Source organism: Rhodanobacter sp. LX-99 (assembly GCF_018599185.1).
Taxonomy (GTDB): Bacteria; Pseudomonadota; Gammaproteobacteria; order Xanthomonadales; family Rhodanobacteraceae; genus Rhodanobacter.
Genome location: NZ_JAHFVL010000002.1, coordinates 149,431 through 167,637 on the forward strand (window position 1 = coordinate 149,431; position 18,207 = coordinate 167,637).

Sequence of the window (18,207 nt, forward strand, 5' to 3'; positions counted from 1 at the left end):
CGGTCTGTCATGGCCGCTGACTGATAGAGGGTGACGAGATGGAATCGACAGGATTTGCGCACTGGCTCGTGGTGCTGGTCGAACTGGCCGCGGCCTTTGCGCTGCTGCTGCTGGCACTGGCGGTGGTGGTGCTGCTGGCAACCTGGGTGGTCGACCGCAACCAGACCGGCAATGCGGTGCTGCGCAACTTCCCGATCATCGGCCACTTCCGCTACTGGTTCCTGCACCTGGGCGAGTTCTTCCGCCAGTACCTGTATTCCAGCGACCGCGAGGAGATGCCGTTCAACCGCGCGCAGCGCACCTGGGTCTATCGCGCCGCGAAGAACGTCGACAACACCAACGCGTTCGGCTCCAGCCGCGACCTGCGTGCGGAGGGCGTGCCGTTCTTCGTCAACGCGCCGTTCCCCGACCTGGGCGTGGACCACGTCGAGCCGGTGCCGGTGACGATCGGCCCGTACGCGCGAGAGCCGTACAGCCATGCGGCGTTCTTCAACATCTCGGCAATGAGCTTCGGCGCCTTGTCGGCGCCGGCGGTGCGCGCGCTGTCGCGCGGCGCGGCGAAGGCGGGCATCTGGATGGATACCGGCGAGGGCGGCCTGGCGCCGTACCACCTCGAAGGCGGTTGCGACATCGTCTTCGAGATCGGCACCGCCAAGTACGGCGTGCGCACGCCCGAGGGCAAGCTCGACGACGACAAGCTGCTCGCGATCTGCGCGCACCCGCAGGTGAAGATGGTCAGCATCAAGCTCGGCCAGGGCGCCAAGCCGGGCATGGGCGGCCTGTTGCCCGGCGCCAAGGTCACCGCGGAGATCGCGGCGATCCGCGGCATTCCGGTCGGCGAGGATTCGCAAAGCCCGAACCGCCATCTCGACATCGGCAACGTGTCGCAGCTGATGGACGCGATCGCGCACGTCCGCGAGCTCACCGGCAAGCCGGTCGGCTTCAAGGCGGTGCTCGGCGGGGTGGAATGGATCGGCGAGCTGTGCGACGAGGTGTGGAAGCGCGGCATCGCGAGCGCGCCGGATTTCATCATCGTCGACGGCTCCGAGGGCGGCACCGGCGCGGCGCCGCAGACCTTGATGGAGGGCGTCGGCCTGCCGCTGCACGAGGCGCTGCCGGCGCTGCTCGACATGCTGATCGTCAAGGGCCTGCGCGAGCGCATCAAGGTGGTCTGCTCGGGCAAGTGCATCACCGCCTACGACGTGGCGTGGGCGCTGTCGATCGGCGCGGACTTCGTCAACTCGGCGCGCGGCTTCATGCTGGCGCTGGGCTGCATCCAGTCGCTGCAGTGCAACCGCAACACCTGCCCCACCGGCATCACCACGCAGAACCCGAAGCTGCAGCGCGGCCTGGTGGTCAGCGACAAGAGCGAGCGGGTGTTCCATTACGCGAAGAACGTGATGCACGAAGTCGGCATCATCGCGCACAGCTGCGGTGTCAGCGAGCCGCGCCAGCTCAACCGCGGGCACTGCCGCGTGGTCGGCGACGACGGGTTGTCGATCCCGCTGGAGAAGCTGTTTCCGTATCCGCAGGCGGCAACGCGGCAGGCCGCGGTCGACGCGTAGTTCAGGCCAGCGCCTGCCAGCCCTCGGCCGTGCGGATCTGCAGCGGCTTGAAGCGCCGCTTGTAGTCCATCTTCGGATGGCCGTCGATCCAGAAGCCCAGGTACAGCCACGGCATGCCGCGGCGGCGGGCCAGCGCCACTTGCTGCAGGATCGCGTAGGTGCCCAGGCCGCGCGCGGTTTCGTCGGGGTCGTAGAAGGTGTAGACCGCCGAGACGCCGTTGAGGCAGACGTCGGTGACCGCCACGGCGAGCAGGCGCTCGCCCAGGCGCAGCTCCATGAACAGGGTGGGGCTCCACGGCGCGGTAAGGAAACGGCGGAAATCGCTGGCTTCCGCGTCGTCCATGCCGCCGCCGGCGTGGCGGCTCTGCAGGTAGCGCTCGTACAGCGCGTGGCGCTCGCGGTTGTAGCCGGGGATCGACTCGCTGACGGCGAGGTCGGCGTTGCGCTTCAGGCAGCGGCGCTGGGCGCGGTCCGGCTGGAAGTTCGCCACGTCGATGCGGCACGGCGTGCAAGCGTGGCACTGCGCGCAGTTCGGGAAGTACAGGTGGCCGCCGGCGCGGCGGAAGCCGCGCTCCAGCGCCGGGCCGTACAACTGGTCGAGGTTCGGCGCGGCCGGGTCCAGCACCAGGTTCTGCGCGGTGCGGTCGGCGTAGTAGCCGCACACGTGGGGCAGCGTCTGGAACAGGCGGACTTGGTCGGAGCGGCGCATTCGCCGATTCTATGCCGGCGTGACGGGCGTCGCACTATCGGACTCAGATCACCCGCAAATAGCGCAGCATCGCCATGGCGAAGACGGCCAGCACCGCCAGCAGCACGATGCGGCGCACGCGGGCCACCGTATGCGCGCGCCGGTCGGCCGGGGTGGGATTGCGTGCGGCGGCCAGCTCCTCGCCGTGGCGGACCACCGGCTCGATGCCGATCTCGCGCAGCAGGGTACGCGCCTTGGTGTAGTCGTCGGCGTGGGTGATCCACACTTGCGCCCAGCTGCTGCGGTCGTCCTGCCGCTGCGAATAGCTGAAACGCTGCCAGGTCGGCCGGTTGTAGTTGGATCGATTGGCCACGGTGGCTTCGATGCCGTGTTCGGCCATCAGGGCGACCACGATGTCGATGTTTTCCTGGCGGGGCGAGGTATAGATCAGGCGCATGGGCGCAGTTTACGCGAACGGCCCGGCAACCGGTGTTCAGTCGCCGCGCACGCGGATCAGGCCTTCCTGCGCGGTGGAGGCGACCAGCCGGCCGTCGCGGCTGAAAATCTGTCCGCGCGCCAGGCCGCGGCCGCCCTGGGCGGTGGGGCTGTCGAACGAGTACAGCAGCCACTCGTCGACGCGGAACGGGCGGTGGAACCACAGCGCATGGTCGAGGCTGGCCATCTGCACGTTGTGGGTGAGGTAGGAGATGCCGTGCGGCAGCGTGGCGGTGCCGATCAGATGGAAATCGGAGGCGTAGGCGAGCAGCGCGCGGTGCAGGATCGCCGAGTCGTCGATCGGCGAGGTCAGCTTGAACCAGATGTGCTGGATCGGCGGGCGTTTGGCCGGGTGGCGTTCGTCGCGCGGCCACACCTGGCGGAACTCGAATGGGCCGTCGATACCCATCCAGCGCTGCAGCTTCACCGGCAGCCGCGCCAGCTCGTCCGGCGGCAGCGGGTGCAGCGGCTCCAAGTCCTCCGGCGCGGGCACCTCCGGCATCGAGGTCTGATGTTCCACGCCGGCTTCGGGCAGCTGGAACGAGACCGAACCGTTCAGGATCGGCTGGCCGTGCTGGATCGCCAACACGCGCCGCGACGAGAACGTGCCGCCGTCGCGGGCACGTTCCACGCTGTAGACGATCGGCGCCTCGATGTCGCCGGCACGCAGGAAGTAGGCATGCAGCGAATGCGCCTCGCGCGCCGGGTCGACGGTCTGCTGCGCCGCCGCCAGCGCCTGCCCCAGCACCTGCCCGCCGAACACGAAGCGCGTGCCGATGTCGCGACTCTGGCCGCGGAACAGGTTGTCCTCCAGCCGTTCCAGTTGCAGCAGCTCGACAAGTTCGGCAACGTGGTCTTCGCTCATGGCGTGTCCTTGCAGGGGGCCGCCAGTATAGCGGTGGCGGCGGCGCCCGAACCCGCATTCAGCGGGCGCCGACCGACCCTGCGCCGGCTTCGAACACGACCGTGACCGCCGCGGGATCGAGCGCGGCCAGGAAGTCGCGTGCATCGAAGGCCTGGCCCGCGGCGAGTGCGCCGCAAGCGCGGACGCGGCCGTCGAGGATGCGCTGCAGCGCCTCGACCAGCAGTGGCGCGGTGACGGCGTAGATGTCGCATCCGCTGGCGATGGCGCGGCATGCGTGATTGCCGCGGCGCACGCGTACGTCGACCGCGAAGCGCTGCGCGGAGCGTCCGCTGTCGTCGGCGGCGACCGGCGCCGGCGTGGCCGGATCGCGCAGGTCGCGCAGCGGGGCCAGGTTCATCCACGAGTGCAGGTTGCGGCAGGCGATGTGATGAGGCACCACGACGGCCTCGGACAGCGGGAGCAGCACCGTTTCCAGCCGTCCGAACGGTGCCGGGAAATCGGTCTCGCGCACGGGCGCGGGGTCGGGCACGGTGCGGGTGCGGCCTTGCTCGATGTACATGCGCGGGTAATGGTTGCGCTCGCCGGTGAGGCGGGTGCCGCGCGTCGGATGCCAGCCGTCGAGCGCGACGGCGATGTCCACCGTATCCGCGTCGGGGGCGCCGTCGAGCGCGGCGCTGGCCAGCAGGTCGGCGAGGCCGCCATAAAAGGCCATCGCCGGCAGCACCGTCACGCCCGCGGCTTTCGCTTCGCCATCGCGCGCCAGGGTGTCGGTCACGGCACGCTGTTCCGCCGCCACGTCGAGGTAGTGGACGCGTGCGCGCAGCGCCGCGTCCAGTACCGGCGCGGCGGTGTCGAGAAAAGGTCCGGCGCAATGCAGAACGGCGGCGGTGCCGGCGAAGGCGGCATCCAGCGCAGCGGGGTCATCGGTGGAGGCGACGCGGACCTCGACGCCGGCGACCGTGGCCAGTTCATGCAGCCTGGCCGCATCGCGGCCGCAGGCCACCGGCACGAAACCGCGGCGGCGCAGCTCGGCCAGCACGAAGCGGCCGGTATGGCCGTAGGCGCCGTATACCGCGATGCGAGGGGAAGGGGGCGTCATGCCTGGTCTCCTTGCGCGGCCCACAGCCGCCGCGCTTCTTCGGCGATCACGTCGGGGCGTTCCTCGGGCCAGAACAGCTTGCTGCCCTGGAGCCGGCGCACGCCCAGCGAGCGGCCGAAGGCGTGGTCGAGGAAGCCGGGGTTTTCTGCGGAAAAAATCGTGTCGGCACTGCCCCACACGATGCGCACCGGCACGCGGGATCGCGCGAGCGCGGGGCCGATGCCGGCGAGCGCGTTCTTTTCCTGCGCGATGGCATAGGCGTGCGCGAAATCGCGGCTGCGTTGAGATGCCAGCAGCGGCGCGAAGTAGGTTTCGATGGCCTCGTCGGTGGGATGCGCGGGGTCGGTGTAGCACATGCCGCCGATGCCGGCGGCCGAGCGCGCGAGGGCGTGGTCGCGGCGCCAGGTGCCCAGCCATTCGTCGACGAAGCGCCCCTGCTTTGCCAGCGCGATCACCGGAAGAAGCGCCGGCGGCGGGCTGTCTTCCTCGGTGTCGCAGTTGGTCAGCAGCAGGCTGCGCACGCGTTCGGGGTGGTGTGCGACCAGCAACTGCGCGACAGCGCCGCCGCTGTCGTTGGCGACCACGTCGGCGCGCTCGACCTGCAGTGCGTCAAGCAGGGCGACGAGCATGGCGACCTGCGCGTCCGGCGCGCAGGATTGCCCGTCGGCGACTTCCGTGTAACCCATGCCGAGGAAATCGGGCGCGATGCAGCGCCGGTACGGTGCCAGCCGGTCGAGCGCACCGCGCCACTGGAAGCCGTTGAGCGGGAAGCCGTGCAGGAACAGCGCCGCCGGCCCGCTGCCGCGCTCGACGTGGGCGATGCGGCCGAACGCGGTGCGGGTGTAGCGGCGCGTGGCGTGAAAGCCCGCCGCGTCCATCGGTACCAGCACGGCGCCGGCGCGCGGCCACCGGGCACAGCCGGCGAGGCTGGCTACGCACGCGGCGGCCAGCGTGCCTGCGGACAAAGCTAGGAAGCGGCGCCGGTTCATGCCCGGCGCCGCCAGTCGTGCGGGTGATGAGGTTCCGCCGCTCACGACTGCGCTTCCGCCTCGCGCAGCTTCTGTGCGCACTCCTCGCAGCAGACCTCGACGGTGCGGCCGCCGATGGTGATCTTGATGGCGTTGCCGTCGAGCGGATAGTCGCAGGCGGCGCAGGTGTTCTCGTTCATGGCGTGTCTCCGGTAGGGCCCGCGATCGGGCAGGTACAGGAGACCACCGGCCGCCGGCGAGGGCTGTCAGGATCTTTAGCGATTCACGACGACCTGAGAGGTTGAGACTATCAGCCTCTCAGGCCGGCCATGGGTGGCCGGCCGCGGATCGGGCACGCCAGTGCCTGATTCGCGTGAGCGAGTCCGGGCATGTACCGGACTCGCGATAAAAGAAAACCACAGGACGTGGTTTTCTTTACAGCTTCTGTGCCAGCGCGGCCTGGCGGAACGCCGTGGGCGTGCGGCCGTAGGCCTGGCGGAACGCGGCGCTGAAATGGCTGTGGCTGGAGAAGCCCAGGTCCTGCGCCAGCGCGGCGACGTCCTCGCAGTCGGCCACCAGGTCCAGCGCGCGCGCCAGGCGCAGGCGCAGGTGGTAGCGGTACAGCGGCATGCCTTCGACCTGCTGGAAGGCCTGGGTGAGGTAGACCGGCGAGCCGCCGACTTCCGCCGCGATGTCCGCCAGCGCCCAGCGCCGGGTGAGGTCGCTGGCGAGCAGCAGCTTCGCCCGGTCTACCAGCCGTTGCCGCGCACGGGACGCGCCGGGCGCATGGGTGGTGCGCGGGCCGAGGCTGCGGCACACCAGGGTCAGCACCAGGCTCTCGGCCTCCAGCGACTCGATGCCGCCGTTGCGCAGGCTGTGGCGCAGCAGCGCCACCAGCACCTGCGCGCGCTCGTCGATGCGCAGCGCCTGGTGGCGAAACACGGGCTGGTCGCGCCGTTGCAGCATCGCGACCGGCGCGAGTTCGCGCAGCAGCGGTTGCGACACCGACAGCGACAGGCAGGCGTCGCCGCCCGTCGCCGGGTGGCTGACCTGGTAGCCCTCGCCGGCGTTGAAGAACAGCACGTGGTTGGCGTCGGCCACCGATTGCGTGCCGCCGACGTGGCGCAGGAACAGCCCGCGATACGGGAACACCAGCTGGGTCGAGCCCGCGCATTCCTCGGCGCTGCGATGGCGGCAGGCGCCGCGGCAGCACACGTCGTGCACCGCGACGGTGGTCGATTGCAGCAGCGGCTGGACGTCGAACTCCGGCATGGATGCGGGTCGAAGGGAGGTCGACGCAGTCTAGCGCAGCCGCTGCAGGCCGCTGGCGGGAACCACGGCGGCCCATGGAAACAGCGGGCCAGGGTCGAGCTTGCGATGAACTTCGAGCGCGGGATCGTCGCTGGCCGGCATCAGCGCGGTATCCAGGTCTTCGTGCCCGGCGATCTGGCGCAGGTTCGGGAATGCCACGCGCAACTGCGTCAGCAGGGCACTCAGCGCGGCGATCTGCGCATCGGTGTACGGCTCGTCCATCCGTTGGTGGCGCGAATCCCACCAGTGCGGATAGCGGCCCCGGTTGACCAGTTCGATGCCGATCGAGTTCGGATTGTGGCCGCGCACGTGGTTCGCCACGCGGGTGCCGGGCACGTAGCGGTACACCGCGCCGTCGCGGTCGACGTAGTAGTGGCCGCTGTTGCCGGCGCCGCTGGCGTGCAGCACTTTCTCGCCGTACTCGCGCGCCGTGGCCAGGTCCGGCAGCTCGGTGCAGTGGATCACCACCAGCTCGACCGCCTCGGCGGGACGCTCGGGCAGGAGGTCGACATAGGGCAGCGGCTGGTCGTGGATGCTCAGGCTCATGCAGGGCAGTTTCGCATGTGTCGGAGCCGCGGCGGAAACGCCGCCTGTTACCATGCCAGCCTTGCTTTCGGCACTTTTCATGGAGACCGCCATGCGCGGCCAGATCATTCTTTCGCACGGCTCGGACTCCAGCCCGGACGCCACCAAGGTCAGCGCGCTGGCCGCGCTGGCCGAAGCGCTGGGCTGGCGCACGCAGCGGCCGGATTATGGCACCGACGATGCGCGCGGCCACGCCGCTTCGGTGGCGCCGCGGATCGCCCGCCTGCGCGCCACCATCGAGGCGCTGGATGGGCCGCCGCTGCTGGTCGGCTCCAGCATGGGCGCGTTCGTCTCCGGCCTGGTCTCGCTGGACGTGCCGGTGGCCGGTTTGCTGTTGCTGGCCACGCCGAGCGAGATTCCCGGCTACGCGCGCAAGTTCGACCTGCGCCCGGACGTGCCCACGCTGCTGATCCACGGCTGGCGCGACGAGGTCTGCCCGCTGGCGGGCGTGCATGCGTTCGCCGCCCGGCGCCGCCTGCCGCTGCTGGTGCTGGACGACGACCATCGCCTGGGCGCCAGCATGGACGCGATCGCCGCGCAGTTCCGGCTGATGCTGGACCAGCTGGCGAGCGCCGCATGAGTCACTACTTCGCCACCTGCCCGAAAGGCATGGAATACCTGCTGCGCGACGAACTGGTCGCGCTCGGCGCCAGCGACGTGCGCGAGGCGCTGGCCGGCGCACATTTCTCCGGTACGCTGGAAACCGCCTACAAGGCCTGCCTGTGGTCGCGCCTGGCCAGTCGCATCCTGCTGCCGCTGGCCGAGTTCGACGCGGCCGACGACGACGCGCTGTACCGCGGCGTGCAGGCGATCGACTGGAGCCAACACCTGGCCGCGCACGCCACCTTCGCGGTGGACGCCGGCACCGCGATGAGCAAGCTGACCCACAGCCAGTTCATCGGCCTGCGCACCAAGGACGCGGTGGTTGACCAGTTCCGCCAGCGCGACGGTTCGCGCCCGGGCATCGACACCGACGAACCCGATATCCGCATCAACGTCCGCGTGCGCCGCGACCGCGCCACGCTGTCGCTGGACCTTGCCGGCTCGCCGCTGCACCGGCGCGGCTGGCGCGAGGAGCAGGGCGAGGCGCCGCTGAAGGAAAACCTCGCCGCCGCGATGCTGCTGCGCGCGCGCTGGCCGGAAGTGTACGCCGCCGGCGGCGCGCTGCTCGACCCGATGTGCGGCTCGGGCACCTTGCTGGTCGAAGGCGCGTTGATGGCGGCCGACGTGGCCCCCGGCCTGCGCCGCGAGTACTTCGGTTTCCTCGGCTGGCAACAGCACGACATCGCGTTGTGGCGCAGCCTGCTGGACGAAGCGAAACAGCGCGCCGAAACTGGCCTGCGCGGCCTGCGCAGCGTGTTCTTCGGCAGCGACGCCGACCCGCGCATGGTGCAGACGGCCAAACGCAACGCGCAGGCTGCGGGCGTGGCCGGTTTCTTCACCCTGGACAAGCAGGACGTGACCCATGCCGCGCCGCCGCCGGGCGTCGATTACGGCCTGGTCATCACCAACCCGCCGTACGGCGAGCGGCTCGGCGATCACGCCGAGATGCCGAAGCTGTATCGCGCCGTGGGAGACACCTTGCGCAACCGCTTCAGCGGCTGGCGTGCCGCGGTACTGGCCGGCGACGTGGAGCTTGGGCGTGCGATGCAGTTGCATGCCGACAAGCGCTACGTGCTGTACAACGGCGCGCTGGAAACCGTGTTGCTGACGTTCGACCTGAAGCAACGCGACGAGAAGCCACGCGAGCCGAAGCCGCTGTCGGCCGGCGCGCAGATGCTGAAGAACCGGCTGGAGAAGAACGTCAAGCACCTGCGCAAACGGCTGCTGCGCGAGAATATCCACTGCTGGCGCGCCTACGACCAGGACCTGCCCGAATACGCCGCGGCGATCGACGTCTACGGCGACACGAACGGCAACGACCACCTGCACATCCAGGAATATCGCGCACCGGCCGACATCCCGCCCGACGTGGCGCGGCTGCGCCTGCGCGAGATCGCCCGCGTCGCCGGCGAAGTGCTCGGCGTGCCGCGCGAACGCATTGCGCTGAAGACCCGCGAGCGCGGCAAGGGCGGCTCCAAGTACGGCCAGCTCGACCAGCGCAACGAGTTCATCGAAGTGGAGGAGGATGGCCTGAAGTTCCTGGTCAACCTTACCGATTACTTGGACACGGGCCTGTTCCTCGACCACCGGCTGGTGCGCGCGAAAGTGCGCGAACTGGCCGAGGGGCGCTGCTTCCTCAACCTGTTCGCCTACACCGCCACTGCCAGCGTGCACGCGGCGGCCGGCGGCGCGCTGGAAACCACCAGCGTGGATCTGTCCGCCACCTACCTGGAATGGGCTTCGCGCAATCTGGCGCTGAACGGTTTCAGCGGCGCCAGCCATCGCTTGATGCAGTTCGACGCACTGGAATTCCTGCAGCGCGACCGCGGCCATTACGGCTTGATCTTCGTCGACCCGCCTACGTTCTCCAACTCCAAGCGCGCCGAGGACTTCGACGTGCAGCGCGACCACGTGAAGCTGCTCGAGGCCTGCAACGAGCGGCTGACCCGCGACGGCGTGATCGTGTTTTCGAACAATTTCCGCCGCTTCAAGCTGGATCGCGAGGCGCTGGCGCAGCACTTCGAGATCGAGGACTGGACCACGCCCAGCATCCCGTTCGACTTCGCCCGCCGCGCCGATATCCACGGCTGCTGGCTGCTGCGCCGGCGCAAGGCTGACCCGGGGATCAACCCGTGGGATGCGGCGCGCATCAAAAGGTGAACCCTTCAGTTCACATTAAGCGTGATCCGACGAGCATCCGCCCTGTACAACGGAGAACGATCATGACCCAACGTATCAGCGGTGCAGGCAAGCTGGCAGCCATCGGTCTGGCAGTCGCAGCGGCAGTGGCGATGCCACTGAGCGCGTCTGCGCGCGGTCATGGCTACCACGGCCACGGCGGTGGTTATTACGGCGGTTACCATGGCGGCTATCACGGTGGTTACTACGGCGGCCATGGCGGCCACTGGAGCGGCGGTCGCTGGATCGCCGGCGCGATCGTCACCGGTGCGGTGATCGGCCTGGTCGACAACGCGCTGCGCCCGGCGCCGGTGTACTACGGCGCGCCGGTGGTATACGGCCCGCCGCGCACGGTGATCTACGAGGATGCCCCGGTGGTGCGTCGTCGCGTGGTCGAGACGCGCACGGTGGTGTACGACGACCCGTACCAGACGCGCTACATCCGTGACGATGGCTACGATTACGACGACGGCGATTGAGTCCGGCGGTCACGCCACCACATCCGCTACGAAGGGCCCGGCACGCCGGGCCCTTCGTTTTTCAGTGCACCCTGACGTTGCACCCGTTCAATGGGCGGGCATGGCCGTCGGCTGCTCGGCGCCGCTGCCATGGCGCGTGGCGCGGGCACTGAGCTGATCGAAGCGTTCCTTGTCGATCTTGCTGACCGACTGGATCGCGCACGGCGGCTGGTAGCGTGAGTGCACGGTCTCGCCCACCTCGCCGCAGATGCGGCTGCGATTGACGACGGTATTGGACGGGTTGGCGCGGAAGATCAGCCCGGGCGGCGGAGTGCCCAGTCGCGGGCAGTCGCTCTGCAACGTCACCAGGTAGCGTTTGGGACCGGTGCGCACGATGGCGGTGCGGGCGTCCACGATGTGCCATTCGTTGATCTGGGTAGTGTCGATGCAATCAGCTGCAGGCAGCGGTGATCGGGCGGGCGCCGTCTCGGCGGCCTGCGCAGCACCGACGCCGATGGTGAGAGCGAGCAGCAGGGCGGGAAGGATCGTTTTCATGGGCGTCACCTCGTCTGTTTCGGGTAATACGCATACCGTGAATTCAGTCACGGGGGCTGTATGCCGGCCCGCATCGGCACGGGCATGGGGGAAGCGCGCTGCAAAGTATCTGCCATCTTCATATCACAAGAAGTGAACGGTTGACGCGGCATGCTGGCTGACATGCGTTTGAGCGATAAGACACTCGATACCCACTGCAACGCGACCGCCTTGCCGGCCGTACCAAGGGAGTCGCGATGACGACCTGGCACTCGTCCGCACCTGCAGGCATCGCGACCCGATTCCTGCAGGTGCGGCAGCGGACACTGGAACTCTGTGCCGGCCTCAGCGCGGAAGACCTGCAACTGCAGTCGATGCCCGACGCCAGCCCCGGCAAGTGGCACCTGGCGCATACCAGCTGGTTCTTCGAGCAGTTCGTGCTGGGCCGCGACCCGGCCTACCGGCCGCGCGATCCGGCGTGGCATTACCTGTTCAATTCCTACTACCAGTCGGTCGGGCCGATGCACGCACGGCCGCAACGTGGCCTGCTGTCGCGGCCGTCGCTGGACGAGGTGCGCGACTACCGGCGCTACATCGACGACGCGGTAGGTGAACTGCTCAACCGCGCCGACGACGCGGAGCTGCCCGGGCTGGTCGAGCTGGGCCTGCAGCACGAGCAGCAGCACCAGGAACTGCTGTTGACCGACATCAAGCACGCGTTCTGGTGCAACCCGTTGCAGCCGGCCTATCGCGCACCGATCGCCGCGTCGGTAGACGCGAAAGCCGTGCCGCTGCGCTTCGTCGATGGCCGCGAGGGCATCGTCGAGATCGGCCATCGTGGCGAGGGCTTCGCGTTCGACAACGAGACCCCACGCCATCGCACCCTGCTGCAGCCGCATGCACTGGCCAATCGGTTGGTGACCAATGCCGAATACCTGGCCTTCGTGCGCGAAGGCGGCTACCGCGAACCCGGGCTGTGGTTGTCCGACGGCTGGGCCACGCTGCAGCGCGAGGGCTGGCAGCATCCGATCTACTGGCAGGACGACCTGGCCAGCGAGTTCACCCTGGCCGGCGTGCGTGAACTCGATCCGCACGAGCCGGTCTGCCATCTCAGTTATTACGAGGCCGAGGCGTTCGCGCGCTGGGCCGGTGCGCGGCTGCCCACCGAAGCCGAGTGGGAATCGGCGGCGCAGGGCGTCGCGATCGACGGCAACCTGCAGGACGCGCAACGCTTCCAGCCGCATGCGGCGCGCGGCGGCGCCGGCCTGCTGCAGCTGTACGGCGACGTGTGGGAGTGGACCGCCTCGCCCTACGTCAGCTACCCGGGCTTCCGCCCGCTGCCCGGTTCGCTGGGCGAGTACAACGGCAAATTCATGTGCGGCCAGTGGGTGTTGCGCGGCGGTTCCTGCGTCACCCCGCGCGAGCATATTCGCGCCAGTTACCGCAATTTCTTTCCACCCCAGGCCCGCTGGCAGTTTGCCGGGCTACGACTGGGACAGGACCGATGAGCAGCGTGCAACCCTGTGGCATCAGCGACGACGACCGCCGCCCGCCGTCAAGCGATCTTCTGGAAGTCGTCCAGCGCGGCCTCGGCGCGAAGCCCAAGCGGCTGCCGTCGTGGCTGTTCTACGACGAGCGCGGGTCGATGCTGTTCGAACGGATCTGCGAGCAGCCGGAGTATTACCTCACGCGCTGCGAGATCGCGCTGATGGATGAACACGCGGCCAGCATCGCCGATGAACTGGGCAGCGGGGTACGCCTGGTCGAGTACGGCAGCGGCAATGCGCACAAGACCCGCATGCTGCTCGAACGCCTGCATGCGCCGGTGGCCTACGTGCCGGTGGAGATTTCGCCGGAGCCGTTGCGGCAAAGTGTCGAGCAACTGGCGGCGGCGTTCCCGCAGCTGCCGCTGCAGCCGTTGTGCGCGGATTTCAGCAAGCCGCTGCGGCTGCCGATTCCGCCACGCGCGCCGCGGCGCACCGTGCTGTACTTTCCCGGCTCCACCATCGGCAATTTCGAGAACCGCGAAGCCGCCGTGCTGCTGCGCAAGATGCGCAACGAGATGGGCGACGCCGGCGGCATCCTGATCGGAGTGGACCTGAAGAAGGATCCGGCCGTCATCGAAGCGGCCTACAACGACCGCGCCGGCGTCACCGTCGAGTTCACCCTGAACATGCTGGCGCGGCTGAACCGCGAGATAGGCAGCAACTTCGAGCTGTCGGCGTTCGTCCATCGCGCGCACTACAACCCGATGGCCGGGCGCATCGAGACGCACATCGTCAGCCGCCGCGAGCAGCAGGTCAAAGTCGGCCGCGTGAACGTGCCGTTCCGCGCCGACGAGGCGATCCAGGTCGAGTACAGCTGCAAGTATTCGCTGGAGGATTTCGCCGCGCTGGCTGCCCGCGCCGGGTTGGCCGTGAAGCACGTGTGGACCGACCCGCAACGGATGTTCAGCGTGCAGTACCTGGTGCGCGCCAGCACACTCGCGCGCTGAGCGCGAGGCGGCGCGCGCCTGCCGCCTCCACTTGCCTCATTTCACGCCGTACAACGCCTTCACGTCGCTGGTCAGCGCGGCCTGGCTGTCGGGGCGCGCGTAGAACATGTGGCCGCCGGGGTAGTTCTTCACCTGCACGCGGGTCGGGTCGCCCATCGCCGGCATCTGGTCGACGATCAGCACCGAAGCCATGAACGGGCAGGACAGGTCGTCCCAGCCGTGCGCGATCAGCACGCGCAGGCCCGGATCGTTGGCGACCGCCTCGCGCAGTTGCGATACCGAGCCCTTGTTCGCGTCCTTGTCCTCGTGCCACAGCTTGTTCACCTCGTAGCTGAGCGCGTTGTAGCGGCCGTCGTATTTCCAACCCACGGTCCGGGTGACGAAGTCGACCATCGCCGTGGTGGTGGGTGCGATGATGCCGTTGAGGATCGGGTCGCCGGTCTGCTGGTGCGGCGCGTACGGGAACGGGTCCCACGCGGTGACGTTGGAGTCGTAGCGGCTGCCAAGCTTGCCTTCGGCGCGGTACACCTCGCGCAGGTAGGCCTGGGTTTCGATGCGTCCGCCGGAGCGCTTCACGAACAGCGGGTCGAGTCCGGTCAGCTCGGTGACTTTCTTCACTACGCGATCGGTGGCCTGCGGATCGGAGCGGCCGCGCATCAGGTCGCTGGCGTATTCGCCGCGGGTGTACTCGATGATCGGCGCCATCGCCTCGGCGCTGAGCTTGTGCTCGCGCTCCAGGTGCGCGGCGGCGATCGAAGGCAGGGTGAGCATCCACGGCAGCGGCGACACGTTCTCGTCGTCCGATGCCGCCGGGTCGAGATAGGGCGACAGCAGCACCACGCCGTTCATCGCCACGCCGAGCCGGGTCTGCAGGTACTCGGTGATGCGCGGGCCGCGGAAGCCGCCGTAGCTTTCACCGACCAGGTACTTGCGCGAGCTCATGCGGCCGTTCTTGACCAGCCAGTCGTAGACGATGCGCGACAGGTACTGGATGTCGCTGTCGGTGCTGTAGAACTGCTTGGTCGCTTCCTTGTCGTCGACCAGCGCGCGGCTGTAGCCGGTGCCTACGGGATCGATGAACACCAGGTCGGTGAAGCCCAGCCACGTGCCGGGGTTGTCGTGCAGCGTCGCCGGGTCGGACGGGTTGTCGCCCTCGACGCCGAAGTTCACCCTCTTCGGCCCGATCGCGCCGAGATTCAGGTACACCGACGAGGCGCCGGGGCCACCGTTGAGCGCGAACGTCACCGGCCGGTCCTTGCCGGGCATGGTGTAGGCGGTGAACACCACTTCGCCGGTGGTCTTGCCCTTGTCGTCGCGCACCGGCAGCGAGCCGACGGTGACCGTGTACTTGAGCGTGCGGCCATCCACCGTGGCCGATTGCGTTACGTGCGCATCGGCAGGCAGCGGCGGCAGCTGGAAGCCGCCGCTGCCTGCCGTATCCGGCGCCGCCGGCTTGTGGGTGTCGGCGGCGAAGGCGGGGGCGGCGTTGCAGGCGGCCAGCACGAAGGCTGCCAGCAGGACAGATCGCAGGGACTTGCGCACGGTTTTTCCTCGCGGGCGAAAGCGGCCAGCTTAACCGGCCGCGCCGTGGCGGGGGTGTGCGTAAAGGCATGGGTGATCGCGGTCAGCGCGCTGCCAGCGCCGCGGGTTCCAGCCTGCCGCACGACGGCGCCACGCGCTCCATCCAGCGCTCGAACGCCAGCGTGAAATTCTGCAGCGACTGCACGGTGGCCAGGTCGGTCAGCGTGCCGTCCGCATCGAAGCGGCTGGCCGCGTTCGCCACGAACAGGGTCGGGGTGGGCATCACCAGGGCACCGCAGGTGTGCAGCACCTGGCGCAGCGAGGCCTGCGCCATGCGCGTACCCCACGGACCGCTGCTGGCGCCGAGTACGCCGACGGGTTTCTCCGACAGCACGTCGCCCGCGGGGCTTTCGCGCGAGAGCCAGTCCAGCGCGTTCTTCAGCACGCCGGGCATGGCATGGTTGTACTCGGGTGTGGCGATGATCAGGCCGTCCGCGGCGGCGATCGCCGCGCGCAGCGCCCGCACGCCGGCGGGGCCGGCCGGTTCGCGCTGCTCCAGGTCCTCGTCGAACAGCGGCACGGCGGACAGCGCGTCGTAGACGTCCAGTCGCAGCGTCGCCGGCGCCTGGGCCACGGCCGCCTGCAGCAGGCGGCGGTTCCAGGAATCGCGGCGCAGGCTGCCGGCGAGGCACAGCACGCGGCGGGCGGGAGTCGTATGGAAAGCGGTCATCTCGGTATCTCCGGTGAGCAAAGAATCAGGGTTCGATCAGCAGCAGGAAGGCGCAGGCGACCAGCAGGGCGCCCATCGCGATGTCGACGCCGCGGCGGACCGTGGGGCGTACCAGCCAGCGGGCCAGCCACGCGCCCAGCGCGGCCCACAGCAGCAGGCACAGGGTGGGGATCAGCACGAACAGTCCGGCCAGCGGCAGGTAATCGCGCGGGCCGGCGGCCGGCACCGCCGCCAGCACGGTCAGCACGATCACCCAGCTTTTCGGGTTGAGGAACTGGAAGCCGATCAGGCCAAGCGTCCCGGCCGGCAAGGTTGCCGAGGTCGCGGCGGTGTGTCGTGGCGCGATGCCGGCGGCGCACAGCGATACCCCGAGCCAGACCAGGTACAGGGCGCCGATCATGCCGGTCCAGCGCCGCAGGGGCGGATGCGTGACGAACGCTGCACCGGCACCCAGCGCCATCACGGCAAGCAGCAGCAGGCCGCCGCACACGATGCCGATGATCGCCGGCATCGCGCCGCGCAGGCCGGCATGCCCTGCCGCGCGCAGCACCACCAGGTTGTTCGGGCCGGGCGTGATCGCGGCCACGCAGAGCAGGCCGCACGCGGCGAGCAACGGATCCATGGCATGTCCTTCATCGCTAATGGTCGAATGAAGTACATACTCGGGTCTGCAGCTGGTCTGTGCCTGGCAATTTATGGTCTAGAATTACGACCATGAACGAGCTGCCGCTGAATGCCTTGCGTGCCTTCGCCATGGTCTACGCCCACGGCGGCGTGCGCGCCGCCGCGCGCGAGCTGGGCATGGCGCACTCCTCGGTAAGCCGGCATCTGGGCGAGCTGGATCGCTGGCTGGGCGTGCCGCTGCTGCGCACGGCGGCCGGGCGCGGCGCGCTGGTTTTCACGCCGCAGGGCGAGACGCTGGGCCGTGCCACGCTGTCCGGCCTGCACGAGATCGAACAGGCGGTGGCGGCGTTGCGCGAGACCCGCCCGGCACATGCGGTGACCCTGTCCGCCTCGCCGTCGTTTGCGATCCGCTGGCTGCTGCCGCGGTTGCCCGCACTGGAGAAGGCGCATCCGAAGATCGAGCTGTCGGTGCAGGTGGAGCAGCGCCTCGACGCGCTGGACGACGGCCGCATCGACCTGGCGATCCGCATGGGCAAGGGGCCGTGGCCGGCACTGCATGCCGAGCCGCTGATGGACGACGCGCTGTATCCGGTGATGAGCCCGGCGCTGTGGCAGGCGTCCGGACGTCCATCCCAACCGGCGCAACTGGCCGGACTGCGCCTGCTGCATGACCGCGATCCGCAGGCGGCGTGGGAGTCGTGGCGGCAGGCGCACGGGCCGGCGAAGCTTTCGCTGCAGGGCGGCGCGCGCTACACCTCGTCCGACCTGGTGCTGCGCGCGGCGATGCAGGGCCAGGGCGTGGCGCTGGCGCGGCACCGGCTGGCGGCGGACGACGTGGCGAACGGCAGCCTGCTGCGCCCGTTCGGCGAGCTCGACGTGCCGCTGGGACCGTCGTACTGGATCGTGCGGCCGCCCGCCAAACCGCGTGCGGCAGTAGCCGCGGTGATCGACTGGCTGCGCTGGCAGGCGGCAGGTACCGGCCAGCCAGCCATGTGATCAGCCGCGCGCCAGCGCGCCCTCGACGAACTGCTGCAGCTGCGCCGCGTTCAGCGCGCCGGACTGCCGCGCGATCTCGCGGCCCTGCTTGAACAGGATCAGGGTGGGAATGCTGCGGATGTTGAAGCGCCCGGCCAGTTGCGGCTGCGCTTCGGTATCCAGCTTGGCCAGCCGCAGGCGCGGTTCGAACCTGCCGGCGGCCTGCACGAACACCGGCGCGAAGCCGACGCACGGGCCGCACCATGGAGCCCAGAAATCCACCAGCACCGGCAGGTCGCCGCGGCCGGCGATCGCGTCGAAATTCGCCGCGGTCAATTCCGCCGGGTGTCCCGCGAACAGCGCCTGCTTGCAGCGGCCGCAGTTCGGATGCTCGCCGATGCGTTCGGCCGGCACGCGGTTCAGCGCGCCGCAATGCGGACAGGGGATGGCCCGTGGTGTACTCATGGCAGACTTACTCCGAGAACAGGTCAGACGCCGGGCGCCTACGCCGACA

The 18,207-nt window shown here is 69.2% G+C and carries 20 protein-coding genes; 7 read left to right on the forward strand and 13 right to left on the reverse strand.

What is annotated here, in order from left to right; translation table 11 throughout:
• Positions 1 to 38: 38 nt before the first annotated feature.
• Positions 39 to 1,565 (forward strand): FMN-binding glutamate synthase family protein, encoded by a 1,527-nt coding sequence (locus tag KK131_RS11270; RefSeq protein ID WP_214556833.1) that lies wholly within the window; start codon positions 39 to 41, stop codon positions 1,563 to 1,565.
• Position 1,566: 1 nt separating this feature from the next.
• Here KK131_RS11270 and KK131_RS11275 read toward each other — a convergent pair whose 3' ends face one another.
• The 8 genes from KK131_RS11275 to KK131_RS11310 all read right to left on the reverse strand — a co-directional run bounded on the left by KK131_RS11275 (position 1,567) and on the right by KK131_RS11310 (position 7,537).
• Positions 1,567 to 2,274, reverse strand: coding sequence for an arginyltransferase (locus tag KK131_RS11275; RefSeq protein WP_214556834.1), 708 nt, complete (start codon positions 2,272 to 2,274; stop codon positions 1,567 to 1,569).
• 43 nt (positions 2,275 to 2,317) lie between these two features.
• The gene (locus tag KK131_RS11280) at positions 2,318 to 2,710 is read right to left on the reverse strand and encodes a DUF2007 domain-containing protein (protein WP_214556835.1); all 393 of its coding nucleotides are present in this window, start codon (positions 2,708 to 2,710) and stop codon (positions 2,318 to 2,320) included.
• A gap of 36 nt (positions 2,711 to 2,746) precedes the next feature.
• Complete coding sequence (locus tag KK131_RS11285) at positions 2,747 to 3,613, reverse strand: acyl-CoA thioesterase II (RefSeq protein WP_214556836.1); 867 nt, start codon at positions 3,611 to 3,613, stop codon at positions 2,747 to 2,749.
• A gap of 58 nt (positions 3,614 to 3,671) precedes the next feature.
• Positions 3,672 to 4,712, reverse strand: coding sequence for a saccharopine dehydrogenase NADP-binding domain-containing protein (locus KK131_RS11290; RefSeq protein ID WP_214556837.1), 1,041 nt, complete (start codon positions 4,710 to 4,712; stop codon positions 3,672 to 3,674).
• Positions 4,709 to 5,701, reverse strand: a complete 993-nt coding sequence (locus tag KK131_RS11295; RefSeq protein WP_214556838.1) for an alpha/beta hydrolase — start codon at positions 5,699 to 5,701, stop codon at positions 4,709 to 4,711. The genes KK131_RS11290 and KK131_RS11295 overlap by 4 nt, the downstream gene beginning before the upstream one ends.
• Positions 5,702 to 5,742: 41 nt before the next feature.
• On the reverse strand, positions 5,743 to 5,880 hold the full coding sequence (locus KK131_RS11300; protein WP_214556839.1) for a hypothetical protein: 138 nt from the start codon (positions 5,878 to 5,880) through the stop codon (positions 5,743 to 5,745).
• A gap of 235 nt (positions 5,881 to 6,115) precedes the next feature.
• Complete coding sequence (locus tag KK131_RS11305; RefSeq protein WP_214556840.1) at positions 6,116 to 6,952, reverse strand: AraC family transcriptional regulator; 837 nt, start codon at positions 6,950 to 6,952, stop codon at positions 6,116 to 6,118.
• A 30-nt stretch (positions 6,953 to 6,982) separates the two neighbouring features.
• The gene (locus KK131_RS11310) at positions 6,983 to 7,537 is read right to left on the reverse strand and encodes an N-acetylmuramoyl-L-alanine amidase (RefSeq protein WP_214556841.1); all 555 of its coding nucleotides are present in this window, start codon (positions 7,535 to 7,537) and stop codon (positions 6,983 to 6,985) included.
• A gap of 91 nt (positions 7,538 to 7,628) precedes the next feature.
• Here KK131_RS11310 and KK131_RS11315 point away from each other — a divergent pair, with 91 nt between their 5' ends.
• The 3 genes from KK131_RS11315 (at position 7,629) to KK131_RS11325 (ending at position 10,836) form a co-directional block, all read left to right on the forward strand.
• Entirely contained in the window at positions 7,629 to 8,156 is a 528-nt protein-coding gene (locus KK131_RS11315) for an alpha/beta fold hydrolase (RefSeq protein WP_214556842.1), read from the forward strand.
• Positions 8,153 to 10,339: a bifunctional 23S rRNA (guanine(2069)-N(7))-methyltransferase RlmK/23S rRNA (guanine(2445)-N(2))-methyltransferase RlmL gene (rlmKL, locus tag KK131_RS11320; RefSeq protein WP_214556843.1), complete on the forward strand. Its 2,187-nt coding sequence runs from the start codon at positions 8,153 to 8,155 to the stop codon at positions 10,337 to 10,339. The genes KK131_RS11315 and rlmKL overlap by 4 nt, the downstream gene beginning before the upstream one ends.
• A 62-nt stretch (positions 10,340 to 10,401) precedes the next feature.
• Positions 10,402 to 10,836, forward strand: a complete 435-nt coding sequence (locus KK131_RS11325) for a hypothetical protein (protein WP_214556844.1) — start codon at positions 10,402 to 10,404, stop codon at positions 10,834 to 10,836.
• An 87-nt stretch (positions 10,837 to 10,923) separates the two neighbouring features.
• Here KK131_RS11325 and KK131_RS11330 read toward each other — a convergent pair whose 3' ends face one another.
• The gene (locus tag KK131_RS11330) at positions 10,924 to 11,421 is read right to left on the reverse strand and encodes a DUF6491 family protein (RefSeq protein ID WP_345777245.1); all 498 of its coding nucleotides are present in this window, start codon (positions 11,419 to 11,421) and stop codon (positions 10,924 to 10,926) included.
• A gap of 185 nt (positions 11,422 to 11,606) precedes the next feature.
• On the opposite strand from KK131_RS11330, the gene egtB reads away from it, so the two are divergent.
• Together egtB and egtD are read left to right on the forward strand one after the other, a co-directional pair.
• The gene (gene egtB, locus KK131_RS11335; protein ID WP_214556845.1) at positions 11,607 to 12,857 is read left to right on the forward strand and encodes an ergothioneine biosynthesis protein EgtB; all 1,251 of its coding nucleotides are present in this window, start codon (positions 11,607 to 11,609) and stop codon (positions 12,855 to 12,857) included.
• A complete protein-coding gene (egtD, locus tag KK131_RS11340) occupies positions 12,854 to 13,843 on the forward strand; it encodes an L-histidine N(alpha)-methyltransferase (RefSeq protein ID WP_214556846.1) in 990 nt (329 codons plus the stop codon). The genes egtB and egtD overlap by 4 nt, the downstream gene beginning before the upstream one ends.
• 36 nt (positions 13,844 to 13,879) lie before the next feature.
• Here the strand turns inward: egtD and KK131_RS11345 are convergent, their stop codons facing one another.
• The 3 genes from KK131_RS11345 to KK131_RS11355 form a co-directional block, all read right to left on the reverse strand.
• A complete protein-coding gene (locus KK131_RS11345; RefSeq protein WP_214556847.1) occupies positions 13,880 to 15,385 on the reverse strand; it encodes a peptidase S10 in 1,506 nt (501 codons plus the stop codon).
• An 82-nt stretch (positions 15,386 to 15,467) separates the two neighbouring features.
• A complete protein-coding gene (locus KK131_RS11350) occupies positions 15,468 to 16,094 on the reverse strand; it encodes an NADPH-dependent FMN reductase (RefSeq protein WP_214556848.1) in 627 nt (208 codons plus the stop codon).
• Between the two features lie 25 nt (positions 16,095 to 16,119).
• Positions 16,120 to 16,716, reverse strand: coding sequence for a LysE family translocator (locus tag KK131_RS11355; RefSeq protein WP_214556849.1), 597 nt, complete (start codon positions 16,714 to 16,716; stop codon positions 16,120 to 16,122).
• A 92-nt stretch (positions 16,717 to 16,808) separates the two neighbouring features.
• On the opposite strand from KK131_RS11355, the gene KK131_RS11360 reads away from it, so the two are divergent.
• Positions 16,809 to 17,714, forward strand: a complete 906-nt coding sequence (locus KK131_RS11360; protein WP_214556850.1) for a LysR substrate-binding domain-containing protein — start codon at positions 16,809 to 16,811, stop codon at positions 17,712 to 17,714.
• Here KK131_RS11360 and trxC read toward each other — a convergent pair whose 3' ends face one another.
• A complete protein-coding gene (gene trxC, locus KK131_RS11365; protein ID WP_214556851.1) occupies positions 17,715 to 18,158 on the reverse strand; it encodes a thioredoxin TrxC in 444 nt (147 codons plus the stop codon).
• Between the last annotated feature and the right edge of the window lie 49 nt (positions 18,159 to 18,207).